The 25523-nt window shown below is 72.5% G+C and carries 18 protein-coding genes; 3 read left to right on the top strand and 15 right to left on the bottom strand.

The annotated features are described in order from the left end of the window. Positions 1-3: 3 nt before the first annotated feature. The gene (locus ASF78_RS15690; protein ID WP_056591406.1) at positions 4-831 is read right to left on the bottom strand and encodes a hypothetical protein; all 828 of its coding nucleotides are present in this window, start codon (positions 829-831) and stop codon (positions 4-6) included. 99 nt (positions 832-930) lie between these two features. On the opposite strand from ASF78_RS15690, the gene ASF78_RS15685 reads away from it, so the two are divergent. Further along, positions 931-1812 (top strand): hypothetical protein, encoded by an 882-nt coding sequence (locus ASF78_RS15685; protein ID WP_156374194.1) that lies wholly within the window; start codon positions 931-933, stop codon positions 1810-1812. A 61-nt stretch (positions 1813-1873) separates the two neighbouring features. Here ASF78_RS15685 and ASF78_RS15680 read toward each other — a convergent pair whose 3' ends face one another. The 8 genes from ASF78_RS15680 to ASF78_RS15645 form a co-directional block, all read right to left on the bottom strand. After that, positions 1874-4654, bottom strand: a complete 2781-nt coding sequence (locus ASF78_RS15680) for a beta-L-arabinofuranosidase domain-containing protein (RefSeq protein ID WP_056591398.1) — start codon at positions 4652-4654, stop codon at positions 1874-1876. Positions 4655-4945: 291 nt separating this feature from the next. Continuing rightward, a complete protein-coding gene (locus ASF78_RS15675) occupies positions 4946-6292 on the bottom strand; it encodes a pitrilysin family protein (RefSeq protein ID WP_056591397.1) in 1347 nt (448 codons plus the stop codon). A 2-nt stretch (positions 6293-6294) separates the two neighbouring features. After that, the gene (locus tag ASF78_RS15670; RefSeq protein WP_056591394.1) at positions 6295-8538 is read right to left on the bottom strand and encodes a polyribonucleotide nucleotidyltransferase; all 2244 of its coding nucleotides are present in this window, start codon (positions 8536-8538) and stop codon (positions 6295-6297) included. A gap of 217 nt (positions 8539-8755) precedes the next feature. Further along, positions 8756-9025, bottom strand: coding sequence for a 30S ribosomal protein S15 (gene rpsO / locus ASF78_RS15665; protein ID WP_028049909.1), 270 nt, complete (start codon positions 9023-9025; stop codon positions 8756-8758). 92 nt (positions 9026-9117) lie between these two features. After that, a complete protein-coding gene (locus ASF78_RS15660; protein WP_056591390.1) occupies positions 9118-10155 on the bottom strand; it encodes a bifunctional riboflavin kinase/FAD synthetase in 1038 nt (345 codons plus the stop codon). 120 nt (positions 10156-10275) lie between these two features. Continuing rightward, positions 10276-13536 carry a glycoside hydrolase family 9 protein gene (locus ASF78_RS15655; protein ID WP_235518625.1) on the bottom strand — a complete coding sequence of 1087 codons (3261 nt, stop codon included), beginning with the start codon at positions 13534-13536 and terminating at the stop codon, positions 10276-10278. A gap of 169 nt (positions 13537-13705) precedes the next feature. Beyond that, on the bottom strand, positions 13706-14662 hold the full coding sequence (gene truB, locus ASF78_RS15650; protein WP_056591384.1) for a tRNA pseudouridine(55) synthase TruB: 957 nt from the start codon (positions 14660-14662) through the stop codon (positions 13706-13708). Continuing rightward, positions 14659-15252 carry a TetR/AcrR family transcriptional regulator gene (locus ASF78_RS15645; RefSeq protein ID WP_235518624.1) on the bottom strand — a complete coding sequence of 198 codons (594 nt, stop codon included), beginning with the start codon at positions 15250-15252 and terminating at the stop codon, positions 14659-14661. Before ASF78_RS15645 ends, truB begins: the two co-directional genes overlap by 4 nt. Positions 15253-15326: 74 nt before the next feature. Between ASF78_RS15645 and ASF78_RS15640 the strand changes: the two genes are divergently transcribed. Continuing rightward, positions 15327-16763, top strand: coding sequence for an MFS transporter (locus tag ASF78_RS15640; RefSeq protein ID WP_235518623.1), 1437 nt, complete (start codon positions 15327-15329; stop codon positions 16761-16763). Positions 16764-16823: 60 nt separating this feature from the next. Here the strand turns inward: ASF78_RS15640 and rbfA are convergent, their stop codons facing one another. The 5 genes from rbfA to rimP form a co-directional block, all read right to left on the bottom strand. After that, complete coding sequence (gene rbfA / locus ASF78_RS15635) at positions 16824-17261, bottom strand: 30S ribosome-binding factor RbfA (protein WP_056591382.1); 438 nt, start codon at positions 17259-17261, stop codon at positions 16824-16826. 84 nt (positions 17262-17345) lie between these two features. After that, entirely contained in the window at positions 17346-20213 is a 2868-nt protein-coding gene (infB, locus tag ASF78_RS15630) for a translation initiation factor IF-2 (RefSeq protein WP_056591380.1), read from the bottom strand. 148 nt (positions 20214-20361) lie between these two features. Further along, positions 20362-20637 carry a YlxR family protein gene (locus tag ASF78_RS15625; RefSeq protein ID WP_056591377.1) on the bottom strand — a complete coding sequence of 92 codons (276 nt, stop codon included), beginning with the start codon at positions 20635-20637 and terminating at the stop codon, positions 20362-20364. A gap of 125 nt (positions 20638-20762) precedes the next feature. Next, positions 20763-21836: a transcription termination factor NusA gene (nusA, locus tag ASF78_RS15620; protein WP_056591373.1), complete on the bottom strand. Its 1074-nt coding sequence runs from the start codon at positions 21834-21836 to the stop codon at positions 20763-20765. A 1-nt stretch (position 21837) separates the two neighbouring features. Further along, positions 21838-22422, bottom strand: a complete 585-nt coding sequence (rimP, locus tag ASF78_RS15615; protein ID WP_056591371.1) for a ribosome maturation factor RimP — start codon at positions 22420-22422, stop codon at positions 21838-21840. A 129-nt stretch (positions 22423-22551) separates the two neighbouring features. Between rimP and ASF78_RS15610 the strand changes: the two genes are divergently transcribed. Next, entirely contained in the window at positions 22552-23604 is a 1053-nt protein-coding gene (locus ASF78_RS15610) for a DUF4439 domain-containing protein (protein ID WP_056591368.1), read from the top strand. Positions 23605-23674: 70 nt separating this feature from the next. Here ASF78_RS15610 and ASF78_RS15605 read toward each other — a convergent pair whose 3' ends face one another. Then, positions 23675-25471 (bottom strand): proline--tRNA ligase, encoded by a 1797-nt coding sequence (locus tag ASF78_RS15605; protein ID WP_056591365.1) that lies wholly within the window; start codon positions 25469-25471, stop codon positions 23675-23677. Positions 25472-25523: the final 52 nt, after the last annotated feature.

Here is a 25523-nt window from a genome sequence, read left to right as displayed (position 1 = left end):
ACGTCAGGCGGCGACCCCGAGCGCCGCCTCGATGCCCGCCGCCAGGCGTCGCAGCTCCACGTGGCTGAGCCCGGTGAAGCGCTCCACCTCCCGGGGCGGGTAGCCGGCGCGCAGGTACCACTGCAGGACCGCGAGCACGTCGTGCGGCCGCACGGGACCCGGCCCGACCGCGTCCCGGACGAAGGCCGAGAACCGGACGGCTGCCAGGAACGCCTCCGGGGTGATCCCGAGCGTCTCGACGAACTCCCGGTGCAGGACGCCGACCGCGAGGTCGGCGTGCCGAGCCAGGTCGGACGCCCGCACCAGACCGCGCTGCTGGAGCACGTTGCGCAGCACCGGGGTGAGCGCCTCCAGCGGCGACCCGACGGGCGCGGGCACGGCGTGCGCCGCAAGGGCGGCACCGAGCGTCGCGGCCGCGTCCGCGTCCCGCCCCTGCTCCAGCGCGGTCGCGCACTCCTCCTCCACCCCGGCACCGAGCACCGCGGACACCGCGACGGGCTCGTGGGCGCCCGCGTGCACCCCCGTCCGCGCGAGGGCCACCGGGTCGAGCTGGGCGCCGAGGCGGACCGACGGTCCGTGCTGCTCCCGGACGAACGCCCGGTCGGCGAGACCGCGGACCCCGCTGCCGTCCGGGGTCCGCACGAGGCTCAGCGGGTCGATGTGCACCCCGGCGGTACCGACGGTCACGGTCACGAGCCCGTGCCCGTCGGGCAGCAGCACCTCCCGCTCGACGGCGCCGGCGGGCAGCCGCACCACCCACAGGTGCTCGACGATCCCGTGCGCGCTCGGCGGAGGCGGGTAGCGGTGGTAGACGACCTGGTCGAGGGCCATGCCCCATCATCGCGCGCGGGTGCCCTCGCCGGGAGCGCATCGGGGGTGCGCCGTCACGCAGGCCTCATCCCGGCACCCGTGCGAGCCGATGCACCAGGGGTGACTCCCCCGCGTCCCGGTCCCGTGGCCCAGGCCGGGTGCGCAGCTCTCGTCGTCGGGTGCGTCGTCGCGTTCGGCGTCCTCGCCATCGTCACCCGGGAGGCCGAGCTCTCCGCCGAATGGGGGCTGCGGCCCGGGATGCCGCGTGCCTTCTGGTGGTACGTGTGGCGCTGGCCCTGGGAGATGGTCGGGTGGCTCGTGCTCGTGTGGGCTGCCACCCGACGGCTCGCCGCCGCCGGGTCCCGGCTGGTGCACGCGCCGCTCGCCGTCGGCGCCGTGCTCGTCGTCGTCTCCGCAGCCTCGGCGCTCCTGGACGGCCCCCGCTTCGGGTGGGCCGGTCCCGTCGGCATCGTCGACGGCGGCGTGCCCGCCTTCTCCCCGTCGTGGTGGTGGGGCGTCGCCGGCCCGTTCGTCGTGGGCGGCGGGCTGCTGGCCGCCTGGTGGCTCGCGCGATGCGGTGCCCGCCCGTCGCCGGCACCCGCGCTGCGAGCGCTCCTGGAGGCCGGCGCGCTCGTCGCCATCCCGCTGCTGAGCCTCGCGTTCGGGGCGGTCGCGCTGACGGCGTCCGCACTCGGGCTCGAGTTCGCCCTGGTCGAGACGGGTGTGCCGTTCGTCCTGGTGGTGCTGGCGGCGCTGGCAGCGTCCGGCGGCGGTCGCACGAGCACCGTCGCGGTCCTGCTCGGGCTGCTGCTGCTGGTGAACCTGTCACTGGTGTGGCGCCCCGCGGCGTACCTGACGATCTTCGCGGCCGGCTGCGCTCTCGTGCTCGTGCCCACGGCTCGCGGGATCGAGTGGCTCACCGCACCGCGACGCCCGATCGCGGCGCCGGGACCACCGTCGGTCGGCGGGCGGTCCGACACCGACGACCGGGTGCGGGCGTGACACCGGCTCCGCCGCCCGGCTGAGCGCCCGCCGCCACCGTCAGGCCCCCGCGGCAGGCGCCTCAGACGAACCGCCACAGGTGGTCGGCCGTCCCGTTGTCGTCCCACACGAGAGCCTGGGCGCCCTGCGTCGTGGACATGGAGTCCACGCCCAGCACCCGCCCTGTCGCGCTCTGGAGGCGGAAGTACCCGTCGGACCCGTACCGCAGCCGCCATCGCTGGGTGGCCGCGCCCGTGTCCGTGGTCGAGACAGCCCGTCCCCCGTTGCCCGTGCCGTCCACCGCGAGCACCTTGCCGGTGTGCTGGTTGCGCAGCCGCAGCAGCCCGTCGCTGCCGAGGGTCGCCGACCACAGGTGGTCCGCCGTGCCGGTGTCGACCCACTGCACGACGAGCGCGCCGTCGGCCGTCGACATGCCCGACACCCCGAGCACGAGGCCGCTGTTGCGGTTCTGCAGGCGCCGCGCCCCGGTCGGCACGACCCGCCAGCGGTTGTCGGTGCTCCCGTCGTCGCCCGTCATGACGGCCTGCGCCCCCTGCGCGGTCGCATTCCCCTGCATGCCCAGGACCCGTGACGTGTGCACGTTGCGGACGCGGTGGGTCCCGTCGCCGGCATCCACCAGCACCCAGCGATGGTCGGCCGTACCCGTGTCGCCCCACTGCAGGACGCGAGCACCGTCCGCGGTCGACATGTTCTCGACGCCGAGCACCTTGCCGCTGTGCACGTTGCGGAGCTTGAGCGCGGTGCCGTCGGGTACGAGCGACCAGTCGTGGTCGGCGGTCCCGTTGTCGGCCCACTGCAGCGCGAGGCCGCCGTCGGCCGTGGACATGTTCGAGATGCCGAGCACCAGGCCGCTGGCGACGTTGACCAGGCGGTACGGTCCCGACGTCCCCGCGGCACCGCCACCCTGCCCACCGGTGCGCCAGTAGACGGTGTAGTTGTGGCCGTGCGCGTCGTAGAACGGGCCGAGACCGACGTCCTGACCGTCGGCCCGCGCGGTGAACGCCAACGAGGAGGTGCCGGTGCGGGTGACGGATGCGACGTCGAGCGCCGGCGGCCCGGACAGCGTGCGGTCGCCGTAGTTGCCCGAGAGCACGACGGGGCCGTAGAAGACCGCACCCGTGCCGGCGTCGTCGTTCGTCGGCTCGACGCGCACACTCATCGGCAGCCGGACCGCGAGCGTGTCGCCGGCCGCCCAGGTGCGGGTCACGGCCGCGTACGTCCCGACCGCCGGGGCTGCCAGCGGCGAACCGTTCACGGCCAACGAGGCGCCGGCCGCCCACGACGGGATGCGCACGCGCACGGTCCAGGAGCCCGACGGGCTGCCGCCGATCGTGAGGGTCGTCGTGTCCCCCACCGGGTACGACGTGGTCTGGGTGACCGTGATGCCGCGAGCCGTCCACGAGAGGGTGGACGGCATGAACAGGTTGACCGTGAGCGTGGTGCCCTCGGAGAAGTAGATCGAGTCCATCAGCTTGGTGCTCGTCTCGATCCCGGTGCCCTGGCAGCACCAGAACGTCGTGTACGGCGTGGAGAAGGTGCCGCCGCCCCAGGCCGGGCCGGAGGACACGCCGCGGCGCCCGCCGGGACGCAGCGGCGTGAAGTAGGAGAACCCACCGAGGGAGTCCGACGGGTTCTGCGCCCCCAGCAGGTGGTTGAGCAGCGCCCGCTCGTAGAAGTCGAAGTAGCGGGTGTCGTCGGGCTCGAGGGACCACAGCTCGCGAGTCAGCTTGAGCATGTTGTACGTGTTGCACTGCTCGCACGTGTCGTTGTCGAGGTAGGTCGAGATCGCGTTCGCCGGACGGAAGTGCTCGGCCTCGCTGTTCCCACCGATCGCGTACGTGTGTGCGCCGACGGTGATCGCCCACGCGTTGCGGGCGATGTCCCGGTAGCGCGTCGTGCCGGTGGACTTGTACTCGCGCGCCGCGCCCACCCACTTGGGTACCTGCGTGTTGGCGTGCAGCCCGTTGAGCTGGTCACGGTTGGACGCGAGCGGGTCGAACACGGACGCGTGGTCGAAGCGCTGCGCCACGGCGAGCCAGCGCGGGTCGTCGGTCATGAGGTACAGGTCGGCGAAGACGGCGTTCATGCCGCCGAACTCCACCCGGAGGGTGACCTGCATCTGGGACTGCGAGAGCCGGGCGGTCCGGGTGTCGACCCAGCCGGCGAAGCGCAGCAGGACGTCCCGTGCCTGCGTGCTGCCGAGCAGCCGCCAGACGTCGAGCAGCCCGGCGAGCGTCTTGTGGATCGCGTAGTACGGGACGTTCCCGTTGCCCGTCCCCGTCTCGGCGACGGAGAACTCGGACTCCGGGAAACCGGCCAGGTATCCCGTGGCGAACCCGGCGGCGCCGTTGTTGGCCTGGCACGTGGCGAGCGCGGCCACCATCGCCGTGGCCTTGTCCCGGCACGTCGTGTCGCCCAGCACGGCCCAGGCCTGCGCCCAGGCGGTGAGGAAGTGGCCCTGGCTGTGGCTGCGGAACGGGAAGGTCGGGGCCTCCCAGCCGCCGAGCGGCTGGGCGTTCTGCGTCGAGAGCCGGTGGTTGGCGCGGAAGGTGTACAGCAGGCGGTCGACGTCGACGCTCCGCAGGTACGCGAGCGTGCGGTCCTGGTTCTGCGTCCAGCGGCTCGCCGCCAGGCGCACCTGGCCGAGCTCGAACGGCCGGGCGCGGGTGCCGATCTCGGCACGGGCCTGGGCCAGCTCGGCGGCGTACGACCGGACCGTCGGCCCCAGCTGCGGGCCGGCCGCGACAGCCAGGCCCGCCACGCCCGCCAGCTGCAGGAGCCGGCGGCGGGAGAGCGACGTGGTCGGGCGGGGCGACTCGGGTCGTCCAGGCTCCTGGTTCATGCTGACCTCTCCGTCGAGGTGATGTTAGCGCTCACAAACTCGGTACCGGAGTGACGCTAGGTGCTCTGCCGCCGCGCGTACACGGGCGTGGACGAACCGAAACGCTTCGCATTCTGCAGGGTGTCGCCCCAACGTCGACGGCCCGTGACGGATGCGCACCCCGCCGCGTCCGGCAGCCCCCGAGGGTGACCGTCCCGCGGCCGGTGCGCCCGCACGGCGTGCCAGCCGTGCGGAGGCTCGCGTCGAGGCCACCGTCACCCGCGGGCGCGAGGGACAGCGGCGGGCCGGCGGTCAGTCCCCGAACGGGCCGACGCGGACGACCGAGCGCGGGCGTGACGCCAGCTCGCCGGCGAGGTCCTGCACGTCCTGCACGGTGACGGCACGGATCAGGTCGAGCGACTCGTCGATGCTCAGCAGCGAGCCGTGCACCAGCTCGGACTTGCCGAGCCGGCTCATGCGCGACCCGGAGTCCTCCATGCCGAGCACCAGTCCCCCGGCGAGCTGTCCCATCGACCGCTCGAGCTCGGCCTGCGTGATCGGCGCGTCGGCCATCCGCTCCCACTCCGCGACCATCAGCGCCACGACCTCGTCGACCTTGCCCGGTGTGCAGCCCGCGTAGAGGCCGAAGACGCCGGTGTCGGCGTGCCCGGAGGCGAACGAGTACGTGGAGTACGCCAGACCGCGGCGCTCGCGGATCTCCTGGAACAGTCGCGACGACATGCCCCCGCCGAGCACCGCGTTCAGGACCGACAGCGTGAACCGCTTCGGGTCCGTCGCGGTGAGCGAGGTGCCACCGATGATGACGTTCGCCTGCTCGGTGTGGCGGCGGATGGTCAGCTCGACACCGGCCGCGGGGATCCCGCCCTGCCCGGCCTGCACGGCGACGTCGGTCGGCACGCGGCGGCCGTGGGGCTCCGCGCCGACGTCCAGCGGCCAGCCGCCCGTGGTGAGCGCCTCGCTGACCTGGGCGCACAGCACGTCGTGGTCGACGCCACCGGCGGCCGTGACGACGAGCGTCGACGGCCGGTAGTGCTCGCGGTAGTGCTCCCACACGGCGTCGCGCGGGACCGCGCGGATGGTGTCGGGGGTGCCGCCGATGGGCCGGCCCAGCGCGTGAGCGCCCAGGACGGCGGAGGCGAACTGTTCGTGGACGACGTCGCTGGGGTCGTCGTCGTTCATCGCGAGCTCTTCGAGGATCACACCGCGCTCGGTCTCGAGCTCGTCGGTGTCGAGGCGCGCGGAGGTGACCATGTCCGCGATGACGTCGACCGCCATCGGGAGGTCCGAGTCGAGCACCCGTGCGTAGTAGCAGGTGTGCTCCTTGCCGGTGGCGGCGTTGGCCTCACCACCGACGGCGTCGAACGCCTCCGCGATGTCCATCGCGGTGCGGCGCGCGGTGCCCTTGAACAGCAGGTGCTCGAGGAAGTGCGTCGAGCCGTGGTGGCCGTCGGACTCGTCGCGCGAGCCGACGCCGACCCACGCGCCCACGGTCGCCGAACGCAGGCCCGGCATGTGCTCCGTGAGCACCCGGACCCCGCCGGGCAGGACGGAACGACGCACGATGGCGTCACCGTCCTGCCCGACGGACTGCTCGGCCCCGGGCTGACCCGGGCGGACGAGCGGGAGGTCCAAGGGCATCGTCAGGCGTCGACCGGCTCGGTCGTGCCCTCGACCGAGGAAGCCGACGCGTCGCCCTCGGTTCCCTCCTCGATCACTGCGTGCAGCGACAGCTTGCCGCGCGGGTCGATCTCGCCGATCTCGACCTGGACCTTCTGGCCGACGGCCAGGACGTCCTCGACGTTCTCGACACGACGACCACCGACGAGCTTGCGGATCTGCGAGATGTGCAGCAGACCGTCCTTGCCCGGCGACAGGGAGATGAACGCACCGAACGTCGTGGTCTTGACGACCGTGCCGACGAAGCGCTCCCCGATCTCGGGCATGTGCGGGTTGGCGATCGCGTTGATCGCCGCACGCGCGGCCTCCGCCGACGGACCGTCGACGGCGCCGATGTAGACCGTGCCGTCGTCCTCGATGGAGATGTCGGCGCCGGTCTCCTCCTGGATCTGGTTGATCATCTTGCCCTTCGGCCCGATGACCTCGCCGATCTTGTCGACCGGCACCTTCACGGAGATGACGCGAGGAGCGAACGGGCTCATCTCGTCGGGCACGTCGATCGCCTCGGCGATGACGTCGAGGATCGCCAGGCGAGCCTCCTTGGCCTGCGTTAGCGCGCCGGCCAGGACCGAGGCGGGGATGCCCTCGAGCTTGGTGTCGAGCTGGATGGCCGTGACGAACTCGCGGGTGCCGGCGACCTTGAAGTCCATGTCACCGAACGCGTCCTCGGCGCCCAGGATGTCGGTGAGGGCCGCGTATCGGGTCTCACCGTTCACCGTGTCGGACACGAGGCCCATCGCGATGCCCGCGACCGGCGCACGCAGCGGCACACCGGCGTTGAGGAGCGACAGGGTGGACGCGCAGACCGAGCCCATCGAGGTCGAGCCGTTGGAGCTCAGCGCCTCGGAGACCTGGCGGATGGCGTACGGGAACTCCTCGCGGCTGGGCAGGACCGGCATGAGCGCGCGCTCGGCGAGCGCCCCGTGGCCGATCTCGCGACGCTTCGGCGAACCGACGCGACCCGTCTCACCCGTGGAGTAGGGCGGGAAGTTGTAGTTGTGCATGTAGCGCTTGCGCGTCTCCGGGGAGAGCGTGTCGAGCTGCTGCTCCATGCGGAGCATGTTCAGCGTGGTGACACCCAGGATCTGGGTCTCGCCGCGCTCGAAGATCGCCGAGCCGTGCACGCGGGGCAGCACCTCGACCTCGGCCGAGAGCGTGCGGATGTCCCGCAGGCCACGGCCGTCGATGCGGAAGCCGTCCGTGAGGATGCGCTGGCGGATGAGCTTCTTCTGCACCGCGCGGTAAGCGGCCGACAGCTCCTTCTCACGACCCTCGAACTGCGCGGAGAGCTGCGCGACGACCTCGGCCTTGATCTCGTCCAGGCGGTTCTCGCGGGTCTGCTTGTCGCCGATGCTCAGCGCCTCGTTCAGGGACGCGTTCGACGCACCGTCGACCGCGGCGTACGTGTCGTCCTGGTAGTCGGGGAACGTCGGGAACGCCTGCGTCTCCTTGGCGGCCTTCGACGCCAGCTCCTGCTGGGCCTGGACGAGCACCTTGATGAACGGCTTGGCCGCCTCGATGCCCTGGGAGACGATCTCCTCCGTGGGGGCGGTGCCACCCTCGAACTTGATGATGTTCCAGGACTTCTCGGGCGCCTCGGCCTCGATCATCGCGATCGCGACATCATCACCGACGACGCGGCCGGCGACGACCATGTCGAACGTGGCGCGCTCGCGCTCGGAGTACCGCGGGAACGCGACCCACTGGCCCTCGACGAGCGCGACGCGCACACCGGCGACGGGGCCGGAGAACGGCAGGCCCGACAGCTGCGTCGAGATCGACGCCGCGTTGATCGCGAGGGTGTCGTACGAGTCGTCCGGGTGGATCGACAGGACGGTGATGACGACCTGGACCTCGTTGCGCAGGCCCTTGACGAACAGGGGACGCAGCGGGCGGTCGATCAGGCGGCACGCGAGGATGGCCTCGGTGCTCGGCCGACCCTCACGGCGGAAGAACGAGCCGGGGATCTTGCCGGCCGCGTACGACCGCTCCTCGACGTCGATCGTCAGCGGGAAGAAGTCGAACTGCTCCTTCGGGTGCTTGCCTGCCGTCGTGGCGGCGAGCAGCGTCGTCTCGCCGTCGAGGTAGGCGACGGCGGCACCGGCGGCCTGCTTGGCGATGCGGCCGGTCTCGAAGCGGACGGTGCGGGTGCCGAAGCGACCGTTGTCGATCACTGCCTCGGCGAACTGGATCTCGGGACCCTCCACGGGTGCCCTCCTCTTTCTTGAAGGCGCCGGCCGTCCGCGAGCGATCTTCGATCGAGGCCACCGGACTCCCCTCGCGGAGCTTCCGGAAACCACTACCGAGGACCGAACCGAGCGGACCGACGCGGTGTGGTGGTGCGGTGGTGCTGGACGTGCGTACTGGAAGGCCGTGACGCCAGACCAGCCCGGACCCTGGGCGGGTCCGGGCTGGTCGGAGGCGTTATCGGCGCAGGCCGAGCCGCTCGATGATGCTGCGGTAGCGGTTGATGTCGACCTTCTGCAGGTAACCGAGAAGGCGGCGACGCTGACCGACGAGCAGCAGCAGACCGCGGCGGCTGTGGTGGTCGTGCTTGTGGGTCTTGAGGTGCTCCGTGAGGTCCTTGATGCGCTGCGTGAGCATCGCGATCTGGACCTCGGGGGAACCGGTGTCACCCTCGTGGGTGGCGTACTCGGTCATGATGGACTGCTTGACGGCACTTTCGAGCGGCACGGTTCTCCAGGTTGTCTCGTTGCGCGGTGCGCCGGGGCATGTCCACCCGGGCTCTCTCTGTCCGCGGCCGTTCGTACGGCGCCCATAGACTATCAGGCTGCGGGGACGCCTCCGGCACCAGGCTGCGCGCCGAGGATCCCCCGCACCTGCGCGACGTCCTCGTGCATCCGCGCCACGAGGTCGTCGATCGACTCGAACCGCAGCGTCGGCCGCAGCCGTTCGACCAGCTCGAGCACCACGACCTCGTCGTACAGGTCGAGGTCGGTGCGGTCCAGCACGTACGCCTCCACGCGACGCTCGACGCCGTCGAAGGTCGGGTTGGTGCCGATGGAGACCGCCGCCGGCAGCACGTCGTCAGCACTGCCGGGGTCGCCCGCACTCACGGACGTGCGCCGCAGCCAGCCCGCGTACACGCCGTCGGCGGGGACCATGCCGGTCGCGTCGGGTCCGAGGTTGGCCGTCGGGAAGCCGAGGTCGCGACCCCGCGCGTCCCCGTGCACCACGACGCCGCGCAGTCGGTGCGGCCGGCCCAGCACCCGGGCAGCCTGGACGACGTCACCGGCCTCCAGGAGCTCGCGCACCCATGTCGAGGACCAGCGTCGCCGCAGCGGGTCCGCCACCCGGTCCTCGGCGCTGCCCGGGTCGGCGGACGCGGCGGGCGTCACGTCGTCGATCACCTCGACCTCGAACCCGTGCTCACGGCCGAGCGCGACCATCGTCGACAGGTCGCCGGAGTTGTTCCAGCCGAACCGCACGTCCCGTCCCACGACCACCGTGCACGCGTGCAGGACGTCGACCAGGTACCGCCGGACGAACTCCTCGGGCGTCTGCCGGGCGAACTCCAGGGTGTACTCCAGCAGCAGCACCGCGTCGAGACCCGTCTGCTCCAGGAGCTCGAGGCGGTCTACGTCACCGGTGAGCAGCGGCGGCGCGGTGTCCGGCCGGTGCACCTGCTGAGGGTGCGGGCTGAACGTCACCGCGACCGCCTGCGCTCCCACGGACGCGGCATCGGCGCACATCCGGCGCAGCACGCCGACGTGACCGCGGTGGACGCCGTCGAAGTTGCCGATCGTGACCACCGACGGACCGAAGTCCGCGGGCACGTCGGACAGCTCCCTCCAGACCTGCACACCTGCTCCTCGTCGTCCGTGCCCCGCGCGCGATCGAGGGCTCGACGGACAAGCCTGCCATCCCGCCCACCCGGCGCACGCCATCGAGGCGCGCGCCGGGTGGCCGTCAGGCCGCGACGACTAGCTGCGAGGGTGTCCCGGGAGCGTGATCGTGAGCTTCGCGGGGTTGGTGGCCGTCGTCCCGGCCGGGTTCTTGAAGACCGCCCGGTACTCCGTGCCGACGCTCAGCACGCTGGCCTTGAACGTGAGCGTCGTGCTCTTCGCGCCCGGCACCGTGACCCACGGGCTGCCGAACCAGCGCACCTGCCACGTGACCGACGGAGCCGGGTACCCGGTCGCGGCCGCGGTGAACGTCACGGTCTTCCCGAGCGCCGCACGGACCGGCTGCGGGTGCTTGGTGACGACCGGGGCCGACTTCGCGACCTTCAACGTCGCCACCGCCGTCGTCGCCGACCCTGCCGCGTTGGTGAACACCGCCCGGTACCGGGCATCGGCCGTGACCACGACGTCCAGGGTCGTCGCCGTGGCGCCGACGATGTCGCGCCACGGGCCGGCCTGCTGGACCTGCCACTGGACGGTCGGCGTGGGCGTGCCCGACGCCGCCGCGGTGAACGACGCCGTCGACCCGAGGGCCGCCGTCACCGACGCGGGCTGTGCCGTGATGGCCGGGGCCACCTGCACCGGCGCACCGGCACCCAGGTCGGCGACGAACGACGCCACCCAGGACATCGACGAGTTCCAGTTGATCGTGATCTCGTTGGACGCCCAGGAGGAGATGACGTCGAGGTAGCACATGGCCGGTGCGCAGCCCTCGGTGAACGTCGACTGCATCGTCGGGTCCCACGTGCCGGTCATCGAGTTCGGGCCGCCCGCGAGCGAACCCGGCGGCGGCTCGGGCAGGCCCGGGTCGAGGGAGTTGGCGAACCAGCGGCTGTGCTGCTGGTGCGAGGCCACCTCGCCCCACCCGGTCACGTAGGACTGGTTGAGGCCGTTGCGGCCCAGCAGGTAGTCCATGCCCTCGAGCACCGCGCGGCTGTACGTCGCGTCACCGGTGAGGTCGTAGGCCACGCCGAGGACGACCAGGTTGTTGGTCACCGAGGAGCTGGAGCCCCAGTCGTAGGCGCCGGAGTCGGGCGAGTAGACGGAGCCCCACGGGTGCGCCGCCTGGCTGGCGACGTACTCGTCCGCGCCGGCGACGACGGACGCCTTGACCTCGTCGAGGCCGGGCAGGTCGTTCGGCACCGTGGCCAGGTCGATCCGGCCGAGCGCCGCGACGCTGCCCCAGTTGAACCCGCCGGCCGTGAACACGTCCGCCGTGTGCTGCGGGCTGGTGAGGACGTACTGCTCGAAGGCGTCCTCCCCGGTGGTCAGGAACAGCTCCGCAGCCGCCCAGTAGAACTCGTCCGTGACGACGGAGTCGTCGTACGGGCCACCACCGTCGGCGCCCGCCGCGGCGGGTGCGTAGACGGCCGGGTGCTCGAGCGCGGCGGCCCAGGTCGACCGCGCCGTCGCCAGCAGGGAGTCGGCGAACGCGGCGTCGTACTCGCGGAACAGGCGGGCACCCTGCGCGGCCACCGCGGCGACGTTGAGGGTCGCAGCCGTGGACGGACGGTGGAGCGAGCGCACCTGCGGGTCGTCCGCAGGAGCCAGCGGCAGGCCCGTCCAGCCCTCGTCGTGGATCTTGTGGTGCACCATCCCGGCGTACTCGCCGGAGGGCGCGATCATCTTCTGCATCCACTCGAGCTCCCAGCGCGCCTCGTCCAGCACGTCGGGCACGTCGTTGCCGTGCTCGGGCAGGTCGAGGGTGCCGTCGCCGAGCGCCCCCGGCGTCGCCGTCCACGCGGTCAGGGTGCGCTCGTAGGTGCCGAGCAGCTGCGCCACCGAGATGCCGCCGTTGACGACGTACTTGCCGTGGTCGCCGGCGTCGTACCAGCCGCCCGAGACGTCGAGCGTGTAGTCGCAGGTCCAGCCGTCGTAGTAGTCACGCGGACCGATGCACGGCACCTCGGTGTCGCCCTGGTTGGGGGCGACCCCGACGTGCCCGGCCACGCGGGCGTACTCCTCGCCGACGATCGCGCCGTCGATCGGCGTACCGGAGCGGGCCAGGTAGAAGTAGTCGAGCGCGTCCTGGCGGAGCTGCTGGTACAGGTCCGCGTCGATGTCGAACGGCCGGCTCGTCTCGCCGTCGGCGACGAGCGTGAACCCGGCACCGGTGGTGGTGACGTCCGAGAAGTCGATGACGTGCACGTCCAGGCCGGTCGACGCGTCGGCACCCTCGGGAGCGGTGGTCCCGGTCGCCACGACGGCGTCGGCCGCGTCGTGCAGCTCCCACGGCAGCGCCTCGGTCGCGTCCGTCACGAGCGTGGCGCGCTTCGGGCCCTCGGGCACGTACCCCACCTGGTTGACGCGCACGCGCGGCCCGGTCTCGGGCTCGTACGGCGGCGGCGGGCTCGCGGTGGTCCGCAGCGACACGTCCGTGATGCAGAACTCGTACGCGACCGACTTGCCCAGGTGGAAGGCCAGCTGGCCTGGCGCCGTGCCGTCGGCCGGGAACGTGAGGTTCGCCGTGAACGGGTACGTGTAGGTCGTCAGCTCACTGGTCAGCGGCACGGACGCCTGCTCGAACGTGGTCCGGTACGCCCCACCGCCTTCGCCGACGATGACGCGCACCGGGGTCTCCGGTGTCGCGCTGGCCGTGAACGTCAGGACGTAGTTCTGCCCCTCCTCGACCGGGATCCCCGTGAACGCCAGGCCTGCGTCCCAGGGGTTGCTCTGCCCCCCGGGCAGGGCGGTGCAGACGCCCCCGTCGGTGAACACCGGGTCCGACCCGCCGTACAGGCCCCACGGCCCCAGCGACTCGGCGAACGAGGTGTGCGGCAGGAGCTCGACGTCGGAGGACAGCGACACGTCGTCGAGGCAGAAGGTCCACGCGTCAGGGCTGAAGCCGCCGAGCTGGAACGCGATCTGGCCCTCGGGCTCGTCGGGCGTGGCGGTCGCGGGGTAGCTGTCGGCCGCGGTGAACTCGTAGGAGAACTCCGTGAGCTCCGACGTCAGCGCCGGGCTCTGGTCGACCACGGTGCCGTACGGCGCACCGTTCTGGCCGACGAGCGCGCGGACGGTGACGTCCGTCGTCGCCGATGCCGAGAACGCGAGCGTGTACGTCGACCCCTGCTCGACCTCGACACCGTTGAGCAGCACGCCGACCCCGTACTGCGCCGAGCCGGCGGGCACGTCGACGCAGAAGGCGCCGCCGCTGGTGTCGATCGCCCCCTCGTGGCCGTACGCGACCCACGCTCCGGGGCCGTCGGTGAACGACTCCTCCGGGACGTCGGCGACGGCCGGTGCGACGCCCACGAGCAGGAGTGCGGCTGTAGCGGTCAAGGCGGCGCCTGCGCGCCAGGTGCGACGAGAAACCACGGTGTCTCCCTAGATAGGAGCGCTCCCACGACCCTGGGGCGCTGTGACGCTCCGCGCAGAGTACCCGTGGAACCGGACATATCGGAAGAGTCTCGAAACGATTCGTCCGGACGGGGGACGGATGCCCACGCGCTCAGGCGGGCGAGAACACCAGAGCGGGCCGGACCTTGCCGCCGCGCTCCTCGAGCAGCGCGACGAGCCGACCCTCCCTGTCGATTCCCGCCACGGTCGCCGCCGGCGCGCCCTCGACGACGCCGATCGACTGCCCGTAGGACAGGGCCCTGGCCTCGTCGGCCGAGAGCTCCCGCACCGGGAACGTGGCGCGGGCGGAGTCGGCCAGCGACACCACGCCGATCGGCTCGTCCGCCGGCAGGGCACCGAGGTCGTCCAGCGACCTGGCGACGTCGAGCCCGTAGCCCCCGACCCGCGTGCGCCGCAACGCCGTCAGGTGGCCGCCGACGCCGAGCCCCGCCCCCAGGTCGCGGGCGAGGGCGCGCACGTAGGTCCCCGACGAGACGACCACCGTCACGTCGACGTCGAGCACCGGCGACCCCTCCTCGGTCCGCGCCGGACGCACCTCGTGCACGTCGAACCGACCGACCGTGACGGGGCGCGCCGCCAGCTCGACGTCCTCGCCCGCCCGGACGCGCGCGTACGCACGCTGGCCGTCGACCTTGATGGCCGAGACGGCGCTCGGCACCTGCTGGATCGCGCCCGTCAGGGCGGCTGCGCCCGCGACGACGTCCGCGGACGTCACGCCGGAGGCGTCGACGGTGGCGAGGGTCTCCCCCTCGGCGTCGTCCGTGGTCGTTGCGACACCGAGCCGGATGGTGGCGGTGTACTCCTTGTCGGCGCCGACGATGTAGGTCAGCAGCCTCGTCGCCCGACCGATGCCGACGACGAGGACGCCGGTGGCCATCGGGTCGAGCGTGCCCGCGTGCCCGACCTTGCGCGTGCTCGCCAGGCGCCGCATGCGCGCCACGACGTCATGGCTGGTCCAGCCGGCGGGCTTGTCGACGACGACGACCCCGTCCGCGGCCGTCGGGCGCCTGGGGCCGTGCTCGTTCGACGACCCCGCGGCGCGCGTCACGCGGTGCGCCGCTCGGCGATGCCGTCCTCCACGCACTGCACGAGCGCGTCGAGACCGCTGTCCTCGCCGCGGTGCGCCGGTGCGTCGACCGCGAGGAGCACGTTGATGAGCATCCCCTGCGCGACGAACCTGCGGGCGGTCTCGTCGTCGGCGCCGGACCGCTCCCGGAACAGACGGAACGCCTCCCCCAGCGTGTGCCGGGCGACCCGACCGACCTCGTCGTCGGCGCCCGCGATGAACCCGTGCATGACCAGGCGCAGCAGGTCGCGGTCCGCCAGGAGGCTGACGTACGCGTCGCCCATCGCGTGCCCCGCGTCGGGGCCTGCCGGAACCGCCTCGAGCGTCGCGAGGATCTGCGCGCTGGCCTCGGAGTACGTCTCGAGGAAGAGCTCGCGCTTCGTCCCGAAGAGTCGGACGACGTAGGGCTGCGACACCCCGGCCGCACGGGCGACCTCGTCGGTGCTGGCCGCGTACCCGCGTTCCGCGAACACCGTGCGGGCGGCGACGAGGATCTCGGCACGCCGCTGGGTGCCGGACATGCGCTGGGCCGGCTTCCGCGCCGTCCAGTCGACGGGCTGCTCCTGAGACATGGTTGACATGTTATCAGCCGATGCCTACGGTCTGCTCTTGTTAGTAATCAATCAATGCCAACTAGGAGACTCCCGTGACCGTCACGATGCCGGCACCCGCCGAGCTACCCGTCGCGCCACCTGCGGTCCGTCGGCGCCGGGGCACCGCCGTCGCGCTCATCGCCGCGTCCGTCCCCATGTTCATGGCCACGCTCGACAACCTCGTCATGACGACCGCGCTGCCCGTCCTGCGCACCGAGCTCTCCGCCACGCTCGAGCAGCTCCAGTGGATGGTGAACGCCTACACGCTGAGCTTCGCGACCCTGATGATCGCCGCCGCGACCCTCGGCGACCGGTGGGGACGCCGCCGGGTGTTCGTCGCCGGCATCGTCGTGTTCGCGCTCGCGTCGATCGCGTCCGCCCTGGCCACGAGCGCGGAGCTGCTCATCGCCGCCCGAGCCGTCCAGGGCGTCGGCGCCGCGGCGATCATGCCGCTGTCCCTCACCCTCCTCGCCGGGGCGGTGCCCGCCGCTCGTCGGGCGATGGCGATCGGGATCTGGGGCGGTGTCTCCGGGCTCGGCGTCGCGCTCGGGCCCGTCATCGGTGGTGCGGTGGTCGACGGCATCTCCTGGGAGGCGATCTTCTGGATCAACGTCCCCGTCGCCGTCGTCGCCATCCCCTTGGTGTTCTGGGCGCTGCCCGAGTCGCACGGTCGGCGCCAGCCGCTCGACCTCGCCGGACTGGTCCTGGCCGGTGCGGGCATCCTCTCGCTGACCTGGGCGATCATCCGGGGCAACGACGACGGCTGGGGCTCGGTCACCGTCGTCGGCGGGATGGTGCTCGGCGCCCTCCTGCTCGGCGCGTTCCTGCTCCGCGAGTCACGCACCGACCACCCCCTGATCCCGCTGCGCCTGTTCCGCGTGCGCTCGTTCGCGGTGGCCAACGGCAGCGCGCTGGTGTTCTCGTTCGGCGTCTTCGGCCTCGTCTTCCTGCTCGCCCAGTACCTGCAGATCGGGATGGGCTACACGCCTCTGGAGGCCGGGCTCCGCACGCTGCCGTGGACCGCCGCACCGATGATCTTCGCGCCGATCGCCGGGATGCTCGCCCCCCGCGTGGGTGTCCGTCCGCTGCTCGCGGCGGGCCTGGCCCTGCAGGCCGCCGGCCTGGCGTGGATGGGTCTCGTCGTCGCCAGCGACACCCTGGTCTACGCCGACCTCGTGCCCGGGCTCGCCCTGGCGGGCATCGGCATGGGCCTGACCTTCGCGCCGAGCGCGACCGCGGTGCTCTTCGACATGGCGCCCGACGACCACGGCACCGCCAGCTCCGTGAACTCGACGATCCGTGAGGTCGGCGGCGCACTGGGCGTCGCGGCCCTGGTCGCGGTGTTCACCGCGTCGGACGGCACCCTGACACCCGACGGCTACGTCGCGGGCCTGCAGCCGGCCGCCCTGGTGGCCTCGGTCGTCGTGGCACTCGGGGCCGTGATGGTGCTGGTGTGGATGCCGCGCGAGACCGGACGCCTACGGGTCTGACGACCAGCACCGACAACACGGCGGCGCCCCCGTTCCCGGGGGCGCCGCCGTCTGCATGCGTCAGTCGTCCGTCTCGTCCTCGTCGGCCTTCTTGTACGGGTCCGCGTCCCCCGCGAAGCTCGCCTGGGCGGCCAGCGCGGCGACCTCGCGGTCCCGCCGGGCGGCCTCGAGCAGCGCGGCGTCCAGCTGCGCGGACGTGTCCGGCAGCGCGTCGAGGTGGAAGTCGAGCGACGGGGTCAGCCGGATCCCGGTCTGCTTGCCGACCTCGGACCGGATGATGCCCTTCGCGCTCTCCAGCGCGGCGGCGGTGTCGGTGCGCGCGGCGTCGTCGCCGAGGACCGTGTAGAAGACGTCGGCGTGCTGGAGGTCACCCGTGACGCGGACGTCGGTGACCGTCACGAACCCGAGACGCGGGTCCTTGATGCGGGTGTCGAGCATCTGCGCGACGACCTGCTGGATGCGCTCGGACAGCTTGCGGGCGCGGGCGGTGTCCGCCATCGGGACGATCCCTTCTTCTCGTGAGAGACCGCGGGGCGGGCGAGGAGTGCTCCTCGCCCGCCCCGCGGGCGTTGATCACCGGGGTCAGGCGCGAGGCTTCTCGCGCATCTCCCAGGTCTCGATGGTGTCGCCGGTCTCGACGTCGTTGAACGAGCCGAGGCCGATGCCGCACTCGAAGCCCTCGCGGACCTCGGTGGCGTCGTCCTTGAACCGCTTGAGCGACTCGATCGTCAGGTTGTCGCCGATGATCTTGCCGCCACGCGAGACGCGCGCCTTCGTGTTCCGTCGGATGAGACCCGACCGCACGATCGACCCGGCGATGTTGCCGAACTTCGACGAGCGGAAGACCTCGCGCACCTCGGCGGAACCGAGCTGCACCTCCTCGTACTCCGGCTTGAGCATGCCCTTGAGGGCCGCCTCGACGTCGTCGATCGCCTGGTAGATGACCGAGTAGAAGCGCACGTCGACGCCCTCGCGGTCAGCCAGCTCCTCGACGCGCTCCGCGTACTTGACGTTGAAGCCGATGATGATCGCCGAGTCGACCGTCGCCAGGTTGACGTCGTTCTGCGTGATGGCACCCACCCCACGGTGGATGACCCGCAGCTCGACCTCCTCGCCCACGTCGATCTTGAGCAGCGCGTCCTCGAGCGCCTCGACGGCACCCGACACGTCGCCCTTGAGGACCAGGTTGAGGGTCTCGACCTTGCCCTGCTGGAGCGCCTGCGTGAAGTCCTCGAGGCTGATGCGCTTGCGACGCTTCGCCAGGAGTGCGGCACGCTCGGCCGCCTCGCGCTTCTCGCCGATCTGACGCGCGGTGCGGTCGTCCGGAGCCACGATGAACGTGTCGCCGGCGCGGGGCACCGAGGTCAGACCGAGGACCTGGACCGGACGCGACGGACCGGCCACCGTGACCGGCTCGCCATGCTCGTCGAACATCGCACGGACGCGGCCGTAGGCCGTGCCGGCGACGATCGAGTCGCCGACCTCGAGCGTGCCCGACTGGACCAGGACGGTTGCCACGGCACCGCGCCCCTTGTCGAGGTTCGCCTCGATGGCGACGCCTCGCGCGTCCTTGTCGGCGTTCGCCCGCAGGTCGAGGGCTGCGTCCGCCGTGAGGAGGACCGCCTCGAGCAGCTGGTCGATGCCCGTGAGCGACTTCGCGGAGACGTCGACGAACATCGTGTCGCCGCCGTACTCCTCGGCCACCAGGTTGTACTCGGTGAGCTGCTGGCGGACCTTGGCGGGGTTGGCCCCCTCCTTGTCCACCTTGTTGACCGCGACCACGATCGGCACACCGGCCGCCTGGGCGTGGTTGAGCGCCTCGATGGTCTGGGGCATCACGCCGTCGTCCGCCGCGACCACGAGGATCGCGATGTCGGTCACCTGCGCACCACGGGCACGCATGGCGGTGAACGCCTCGTGGCCCGGGGTGTCGATGAACGTGACGGCACGGTCGGTGCCCTCGTGCGTGGTGTGCACCTGGTAGGCACCGATGTGCTGCGTGATCCCGCCGGCCTCGCCCGCGACGACGTCCGTCTGACGGATGGCGTCGAGGAGCTTGGTCTTTCCGTGGTCGACGTGACCCATGACGGTGACGACCGGGGGCCGCGCCGTCAGGTCGTCGTCGCCCTCGGCCTCGAGCTCGGCGTCCAGGTCGATGTCGAAGGCCCCGAGCAGCTCGCGGTCCTCCTCCTCGGCCGAGACCATCTCGATCTGGTAGCCGAGCTCCTCGGCGAGCGTGCCGAACGTGTCCTCGTCCAGCGACTGGGTCGCCGTGGCCATCTCACCGAGGTGGAACAGCACGGTGACCAGCGCGGCCGGGTTGGCGTCGATCTTGTCGGCGAAGTCGTTCAGCGACGAGCCGTGGCGCAGGCGGACGACGGTCTTGCCGTTGCCGCGAGGGACCTGCACGCCACCCAGCGAGGGGGCCTGCATCTGCTCGAACTCTTGACGCTTCGCACGCTTCGACTTGCGGCCACGGACGGGACGACCGCCCGCGCGACCGAACGCACCCTGCGTGCTGCCGCGACCGGCACCACCGGGACGACCGCCGCCACCACCGGGACGACCGGCGAAACCGCCACCGCCACCGGGAGCGCCACCGGGCGCACCGCCACCGCCGCCGGGACGCCCGGCGTAACCGCCGCGCGCACCGCCACCGGCACCACCGGGACCGCCACGGCCACCGGGACCGGCCGGGCGCTCGCCCGGACGACCGACGCCGCTGGAGGTCTTGCCCGGCATCATGCCGGGGTTGGGGCGGGGACCGCCCGGACGAGGACCGCCGGGACGGGGACCGCCCGGACGCTCGCCGGCCGAGGCCGCCGGAGCACCCTCGGCAGCGGCAGGACGACGGTCACGGTCACCCGGACGCGGCATGCCCTGCGAGGGCGCGAACGGGTTGTTGCCCGGACGCGGCGGGCGGGGACCGCCGCCACCGGGACGCTCGCCCTGGCGGGGCATGCCCTGGGACGGAGCAAAGGGGTTGTTGCCCGGACGGGCGGCAGGCGGGGCCTGGCGCGGGCCGGGACGCACGCCCGGGCTGGCCGGGGCCGCGGCAGCGGGAGCCTGCGCGGGGGCCGGAGCCGGACGCGCGGGAGCCGGACGTGCCGGAGCAGGGGCAGCCGGGGCTGCGGGGGCAGCCGGGGCGGGAGCCGCAGCGGCAGGCGCGGGGCGGGGAGCCTCGACCGGTGCCGCGGGGGCGGGTGCTGTGGGGGCGGCAGCGGCCGGGGCGGGCGCCGGGCGGGCCGGTGCCTTCGGGGCGGGTGCTGCTGCGGGGGCGGAACCTCCGCCACCGACCGGGTAGGTGTCCCGCAGCTTGCGGACGACCGGCGGTTCGATGGTCGAGGATGCCGAGCGAACGAACTCACCGAACTCGTTCAGCTTGGTCATGATGGTCTTGCTGTCGACCCCGAGCTCTTTGGCGAGCTCGTAGACGCGGACCTTGGCCACATCTCTCCTGTCTCGGTCCGCCCGGACAGGGTCGGACCGTCGTTAGTGCTGGGTACTCATCGCTGGGTACTCATCGGTGCGTGCTCATCGGGCAGCCATCGGCTTCCAACCCGCTTTCCGTATCGACGATCGGCCTCGCCGCCGGGAACTACCCGACGACGTCCTGCTCCTGCTGCTCGAGGTGGCGGTGGACCGCGTCCGTGCCGGGCTGCCCTGCAACTCGCAGGGCGCGCCCGAACGCACGCCGGCGTTCGGCCTTCTCGAGACATCCAGGATCGGGGTGCAGCCATGCCCCCCTGCCCGGCATCCGGCGAGCGACGTCCACGACGAGTTCGACTGAACCCTCGGTGACAGCGACCACCCTCAGCAGGGCTGACCTCGGGCCGGTGGCTCGGCACCCCACGCACGTGCGGAGCGGACCCATGCCAGAGACGTGTTGCTGCTGTTGAGCTGTCTGTGGGATCCGCCGGCTCGACGGGAGGAGCCGGACATCCGGCCCAGCCGCAGCAAGTCTACCGCGCCGCGGCTCCGGCGGCGTCACACGTGAGGTCACTCACTGCCGTCCGCTGCACCATGGGCACCGTCGGCGCCGTCGGCGCCGTGCGGCAGGCTCTCTCCCGGCACCTCGGCGTCGGACCGGATGTCGATGCGCCACCCCGTCAGCTTCGCGGCCAGGCGGGCGTTCTGCCCCTCCTTGCCGATGGCGAGCGACAGCTGGTAGTCCGGCACGATCACGCGGGCCGCACGCGCCACGGGGTCGACGACCGTCACGGAGAGCACCCGGGCGGGCGAGAGGGCGTGGGCGATCATCTCCGCCGGGTCGTCGGCGTGGTCGACGATGTCGATCTTCTCGCCGTGCAGCTCGGCCATGACGGCGCGCACCCGGCCACCCATCGGGCCGATGCAGGCGCCCTTGGCGTTGACGCCGGCCACGGTCGCGCGGACGGACATCTTGGTGCGGTGACCGGCCTCACGCGCCATCGCGGTGATCTCCACGGTCCCGTCGGCGACCTCGGGGACCTCGAGCTCGAACAGCTTGCGCACGAGGTTCGGGTGGGTCCGCGACAGGGTGACCTGCGGGCCGCGCTGACCCCGGGCGACCTCCAGGACGTAGCCGCGGATCCGGTCGCCGTGCACGTACTCCTCGCCCGGGACCTGCTCGTGCGCGGGCAGGACCGCCTCGGTGCCGCCGACGTCGATGAGCACCGTCCGCGGGTCACGCCCCTGCTGGATGACTCCGCCGAGGACCTCACCCTCCTTGCCGCGGAACGCGCCGAGCACCTGGTCGTCCTCGGCGTCCCGCAGGCGCTGCACGATGACCTGGCGGGCGGTCGCGGTCGCGATGCGGCCGAACCCGTCCGGGGTGTCGTCGAACTCGGGCCCGTCGGGACCGGGCGGCGGCGCGATGCCCTCGTCGTCGGGCTCCACCACCGGTGCGGCCTCGCGCGCCCACACGGTCACGTGCCCGGTCTTGCGGTCCACCTCGACCCGGGCCCGCGTCTGCGCGCCCGGCGTGCGGTGGTAGGCGGACAACAGCGCCTGCTCGATCGCGGAGACCAGCACGTCGAGGCTGATCTCCCGTTCGCGCTCGAGCAGCCGCAGCGTCTGCATGTCGATGTCCATCTCAGCTCTCCTTGCCGGCAGCGGCGTCGGGGCCGGCCATCTCGTCTGGGTCCACGTCGTCCACAGGGCCGATGCCCGACAGGTCCACCTCGACGTGCGCGTGGCGCACGTCCGACAGGGGCACGCGCACGGGCGCGCCCACCACCGGCTTGCGGCCCTTGAGCCCGGGCGTCACGGGCACGACGACGATCGAGTCGTCGGAGCGGTCCACCTCCGTCAGGCGGCCGGCGAGCGTGCCACCGTCCGACAGGGTCACCGTGACCAGGTGCCCGACCGCGTGCGTGAAGTGGCGACGCTCCGTCAGGGCGCGGTCGACACCGGGGCTCATCACGTCCAGGGTGTACTCGCCGACGATGATGTCGGCGGCGTCGAGGGCGTCGGAGACCGCTCGGGTGGCCTCGGCGACACGGTCGAGATCCAGACCGTCCTCGTCGTCCTCCGTGACGTCGAGGACCACCTCGACGACGGACCGCGAGCCCGCCTTGCGCACCGTGACGTCCTCGAGCAGGAGCCCGGTGGCTTCGACGGCGGGCTCCACGACGCGCCGGACCCCGTCAGCATGTGCTGGGTGTGCTGGCGCGACCATGTCAGCCTCCTGTCGGTCCAGCGGGTCGTCGGCGAGCGACGTTGCGACCCTGTGATGTTGTGGGACCACAGTAACGAGTCCGCGCGTGCCCGACGGCCGCGGCCCCGCGGCATGGCAGGATCACCGGCGATGAGCGTGGACGAGAACCCTGCAGACCACCGGGATCACGCGCGCCCGGGGCGGGTCCTCGTGCGCGCGCTCGCCGCCGCAGTGACGGTTCTCACGCTCGCCGCCTGCGGGCTCCGGGTGGAGACGCCGCCTCCGGTCGAGCCCAGCCCCGACGCCGTCGAGCAGGTCCGGGCGCGGACGGTCGCCGACTCGCTCGCCCTCTCTGCCGCGGCGAGCGCTGCCACGCTCCTCCCCGACGGTGCCGTCGAGCCGGTCGCCCCCGTGCTCGCCGACGTCACCGGGTTCTCCGACCAGCACGCGGATCAGCTCGGCGGGGTGTACGTCTCCGGGCTGCCGGCACCGACCGGCTCCCCCACCGCCACCAGCACGCCGCCGACGTCGTCGGTGGCCGAGGTCCTGGAGGAGCTCGCGGAGGCGACGCGCACGGCACTGACCGATGCCGACGCCGTGACTGACGGGCCGCTCGCGCGCTTGCTCGCCTCCGTCGCGACCTCCCGTGGCGAGCTGGCGACCCGGCTCGCGCAGGCCACCGGCGCCGAGGTGCCGTCGCTCGTCCAGGACGAGCCCGCCGCACCGACCGACCCGACACCCAGCCCCGACAGCACCGCACCCCCTGGCGACGCGTTGTCCACCGCTGAGGTCGGGGTGCTCGCGCTCGTGCACGACGAGGCCGGCTACGGGTTCGAGGTCATCGCCGCCAAGAGCTCCGCCGAGCGGCGCGCGACGGCCGCGTCCACCGCAGCCTCGCACCGTGTCCGCAGCGAGGACTGGGCGGCTGCCGCCGGGATCGACGGGTCCGCGCAGGATCCTCGCCGCGCGGCCTACACGCTGCCTGCAGGACTCGATGACCCGACCGTCGCGACCGCCCTCGGGCGCACGCTCGAGACGGCCGTCGCCGACGCCTACGCGAACGCCGTCGCGCAGGCGGGCGCCGGTAGCCGGGCGACGCTGATCGAGGGCCTGCGCCGGGCCACCCTCGACGCCGCCGTCTGGGGTGCCACCCCGGTCCCCTTCCCGGGCCTGCCGGAGCGGGCACAGCAACCGACGGGCTGACCCGCTCCTCGGCGAACGTCCGAGCATCCGGTCGTCGGGGCGACCGGATGCTCGGACGTCGTGGCGAGGGTCAGGACGTGAGCAGGGCCGCGACCAGGGCGGAGACTCGATCAACCGCCTCCGCGACCGGGACCTGCTCGGTGGTGCCGCCGACCCGCGGACGGACCTCGACGACGCCCTCGGCCAGCCCGCGGCCGACGACGACCACCAGCGGGACGCCCAGCAGCTCGGCGTCGGCGAACTTCACGCCGGGCGACACCTTGCCCGGACGGTCGTCGTAGAGGACCTCGACACCGCGCGACGAGAGCTCGGTGGCGATCGCCTCGGCGGCCTCGAAGACCGCCGGGTCCTTGCCGGTGGCGACGACGTGGACGTGCGCCGGTGCCACGTGCGCCGGCCAGGCGAGCCCGCGCTCGTCGTTGTTGGCCTCGGCGAGCGCGGCGAGCACGCGGGTGACACCGATGCCGTACGAGCCCATCGTCACCACCTGTGCCTTGCCGTTCTGGTCCAGCACCGTCAGGCCGAGCGCCTGGGCGTACTTGCGCCCGAGCGCGAAGATGTGGCCGATCTCGATGCCGCGGGCGAGCTCGAGCGGGCCGGAACCGTCCGGAGCCGGGTCGCCCGCGCGCACCTCGGCGGCCTCGACGGTGCCGTCGGCGGTGAAGTCGCGGCCGGCGACGAGGTCGAACACGTGCTTGCCGTGCTCGTTGGCGCCGGTGATCCACCGGGTGCCCGACACGACCCGCGGGTCGAGCAGGTACCGGATGGCGGTGCGCTCCTCCCCGTCCGCGACCGGCACGTTCGGGCCGAGGACGTCGGGTCCGAGGTAGCCGCGCACGAGCTCCGGGTGCGGGGCGAAGTCGGCGTCGCCGGCGGCCTCGACCTCCGCCGGTGCGACGGAGGCCTCGAGGCGCTTGAGGTCCACCTCGCGGTCCCCGGGCAGGCCGACGACGAGCAGCTCGCGCTCGCCGCTGGGGTGCACGAGGGCGAGGACGACGTTCTTGAGCGTGTCGGCGGCGGTCCACGGGCGGTCCGGGCGCGCGAACCGCTCGTTGGCGACGGCGACCAGGGTGTCGATGGTCGGCGTGTCCGGGGTGTCCTCCACGTGGGCCGCGGGGGCGTCGTCGAACGGGATCGCGTCGGGCACGACGGTGGTGACCGCCTCGACGTTCGCCGCGTAGCCGCCCGGCGAGCGCACGAACGTGTCCTCGCCGATCGCCGTCGGCGTGAGGAACTCCTCGGAGCGCGAGCCGCCCATGGCGCCCGACGTCGCGGCCACGACGACGTACTCCAGCCCGAGACGGTCGAAGATGCGCTGGTACGCGTCGCGCTGCGCCTGGTAGGAGGCTTCGAGCCCGGCGTCGTCGACGTCGAACGAGTAGGCGTCCTTCATGATGAACTCGCGTCCGCGGATGAGGCCCGCGCGCGGACGCGCCTCGTCGCGGTACTTCGTCTGGATCTGGTAGAGCGCGAGCGGCAGGTCCTTGTACGACGAGTACAGGTCCTTGACCAACAGCGTGAACATCTCCTCGTGCGTCGGCGCGAGCAGGTAGTCACCGCCCTTGCGGTCCTTGAGCCGGAAGATGTTCGGCCCGTACTCGGTCCAGCGACCCGTCGCCTCGTACGGCTCCTTGGGCAGCAGCGCCGGGAAGTGGACCTCCTGCGCACCGGCCGCGGCCATCTCCTCGCGGACGACCTGCTCGACCTTGGCGAGCACCCGCAGGCCGAGCGGCAGCCAGGTGTAGATGCCGGGGGCGGCGCGGCGGATGTAGCCCGCGCGCACGAGCAGACGGTGGCTGGCGACCTCGGCGTCGACCGGGTCCTCCCGCAGCGTGCGGAAGAAGAGCTGGGACAGGCGGATGAGCATGGACGGAGCCTAGTTGCCCGTGCTCCTTCAGCCGTACGCGATTCCGTGCGGT

Origin of the sequence: Cellulomonas sp. Leaf334 (assembly GCF_001424195.1) — a bacterium.
Taxonomy (GTDB): domain Bacteria; phylum Actinomycetota; class Actinomycetes; order Actinomycetales; family Cellulomonadaceae; genus Cellulomonas.
This window is presented reverse-complemented; position numbering and strand designations above follow the sequence as displayed.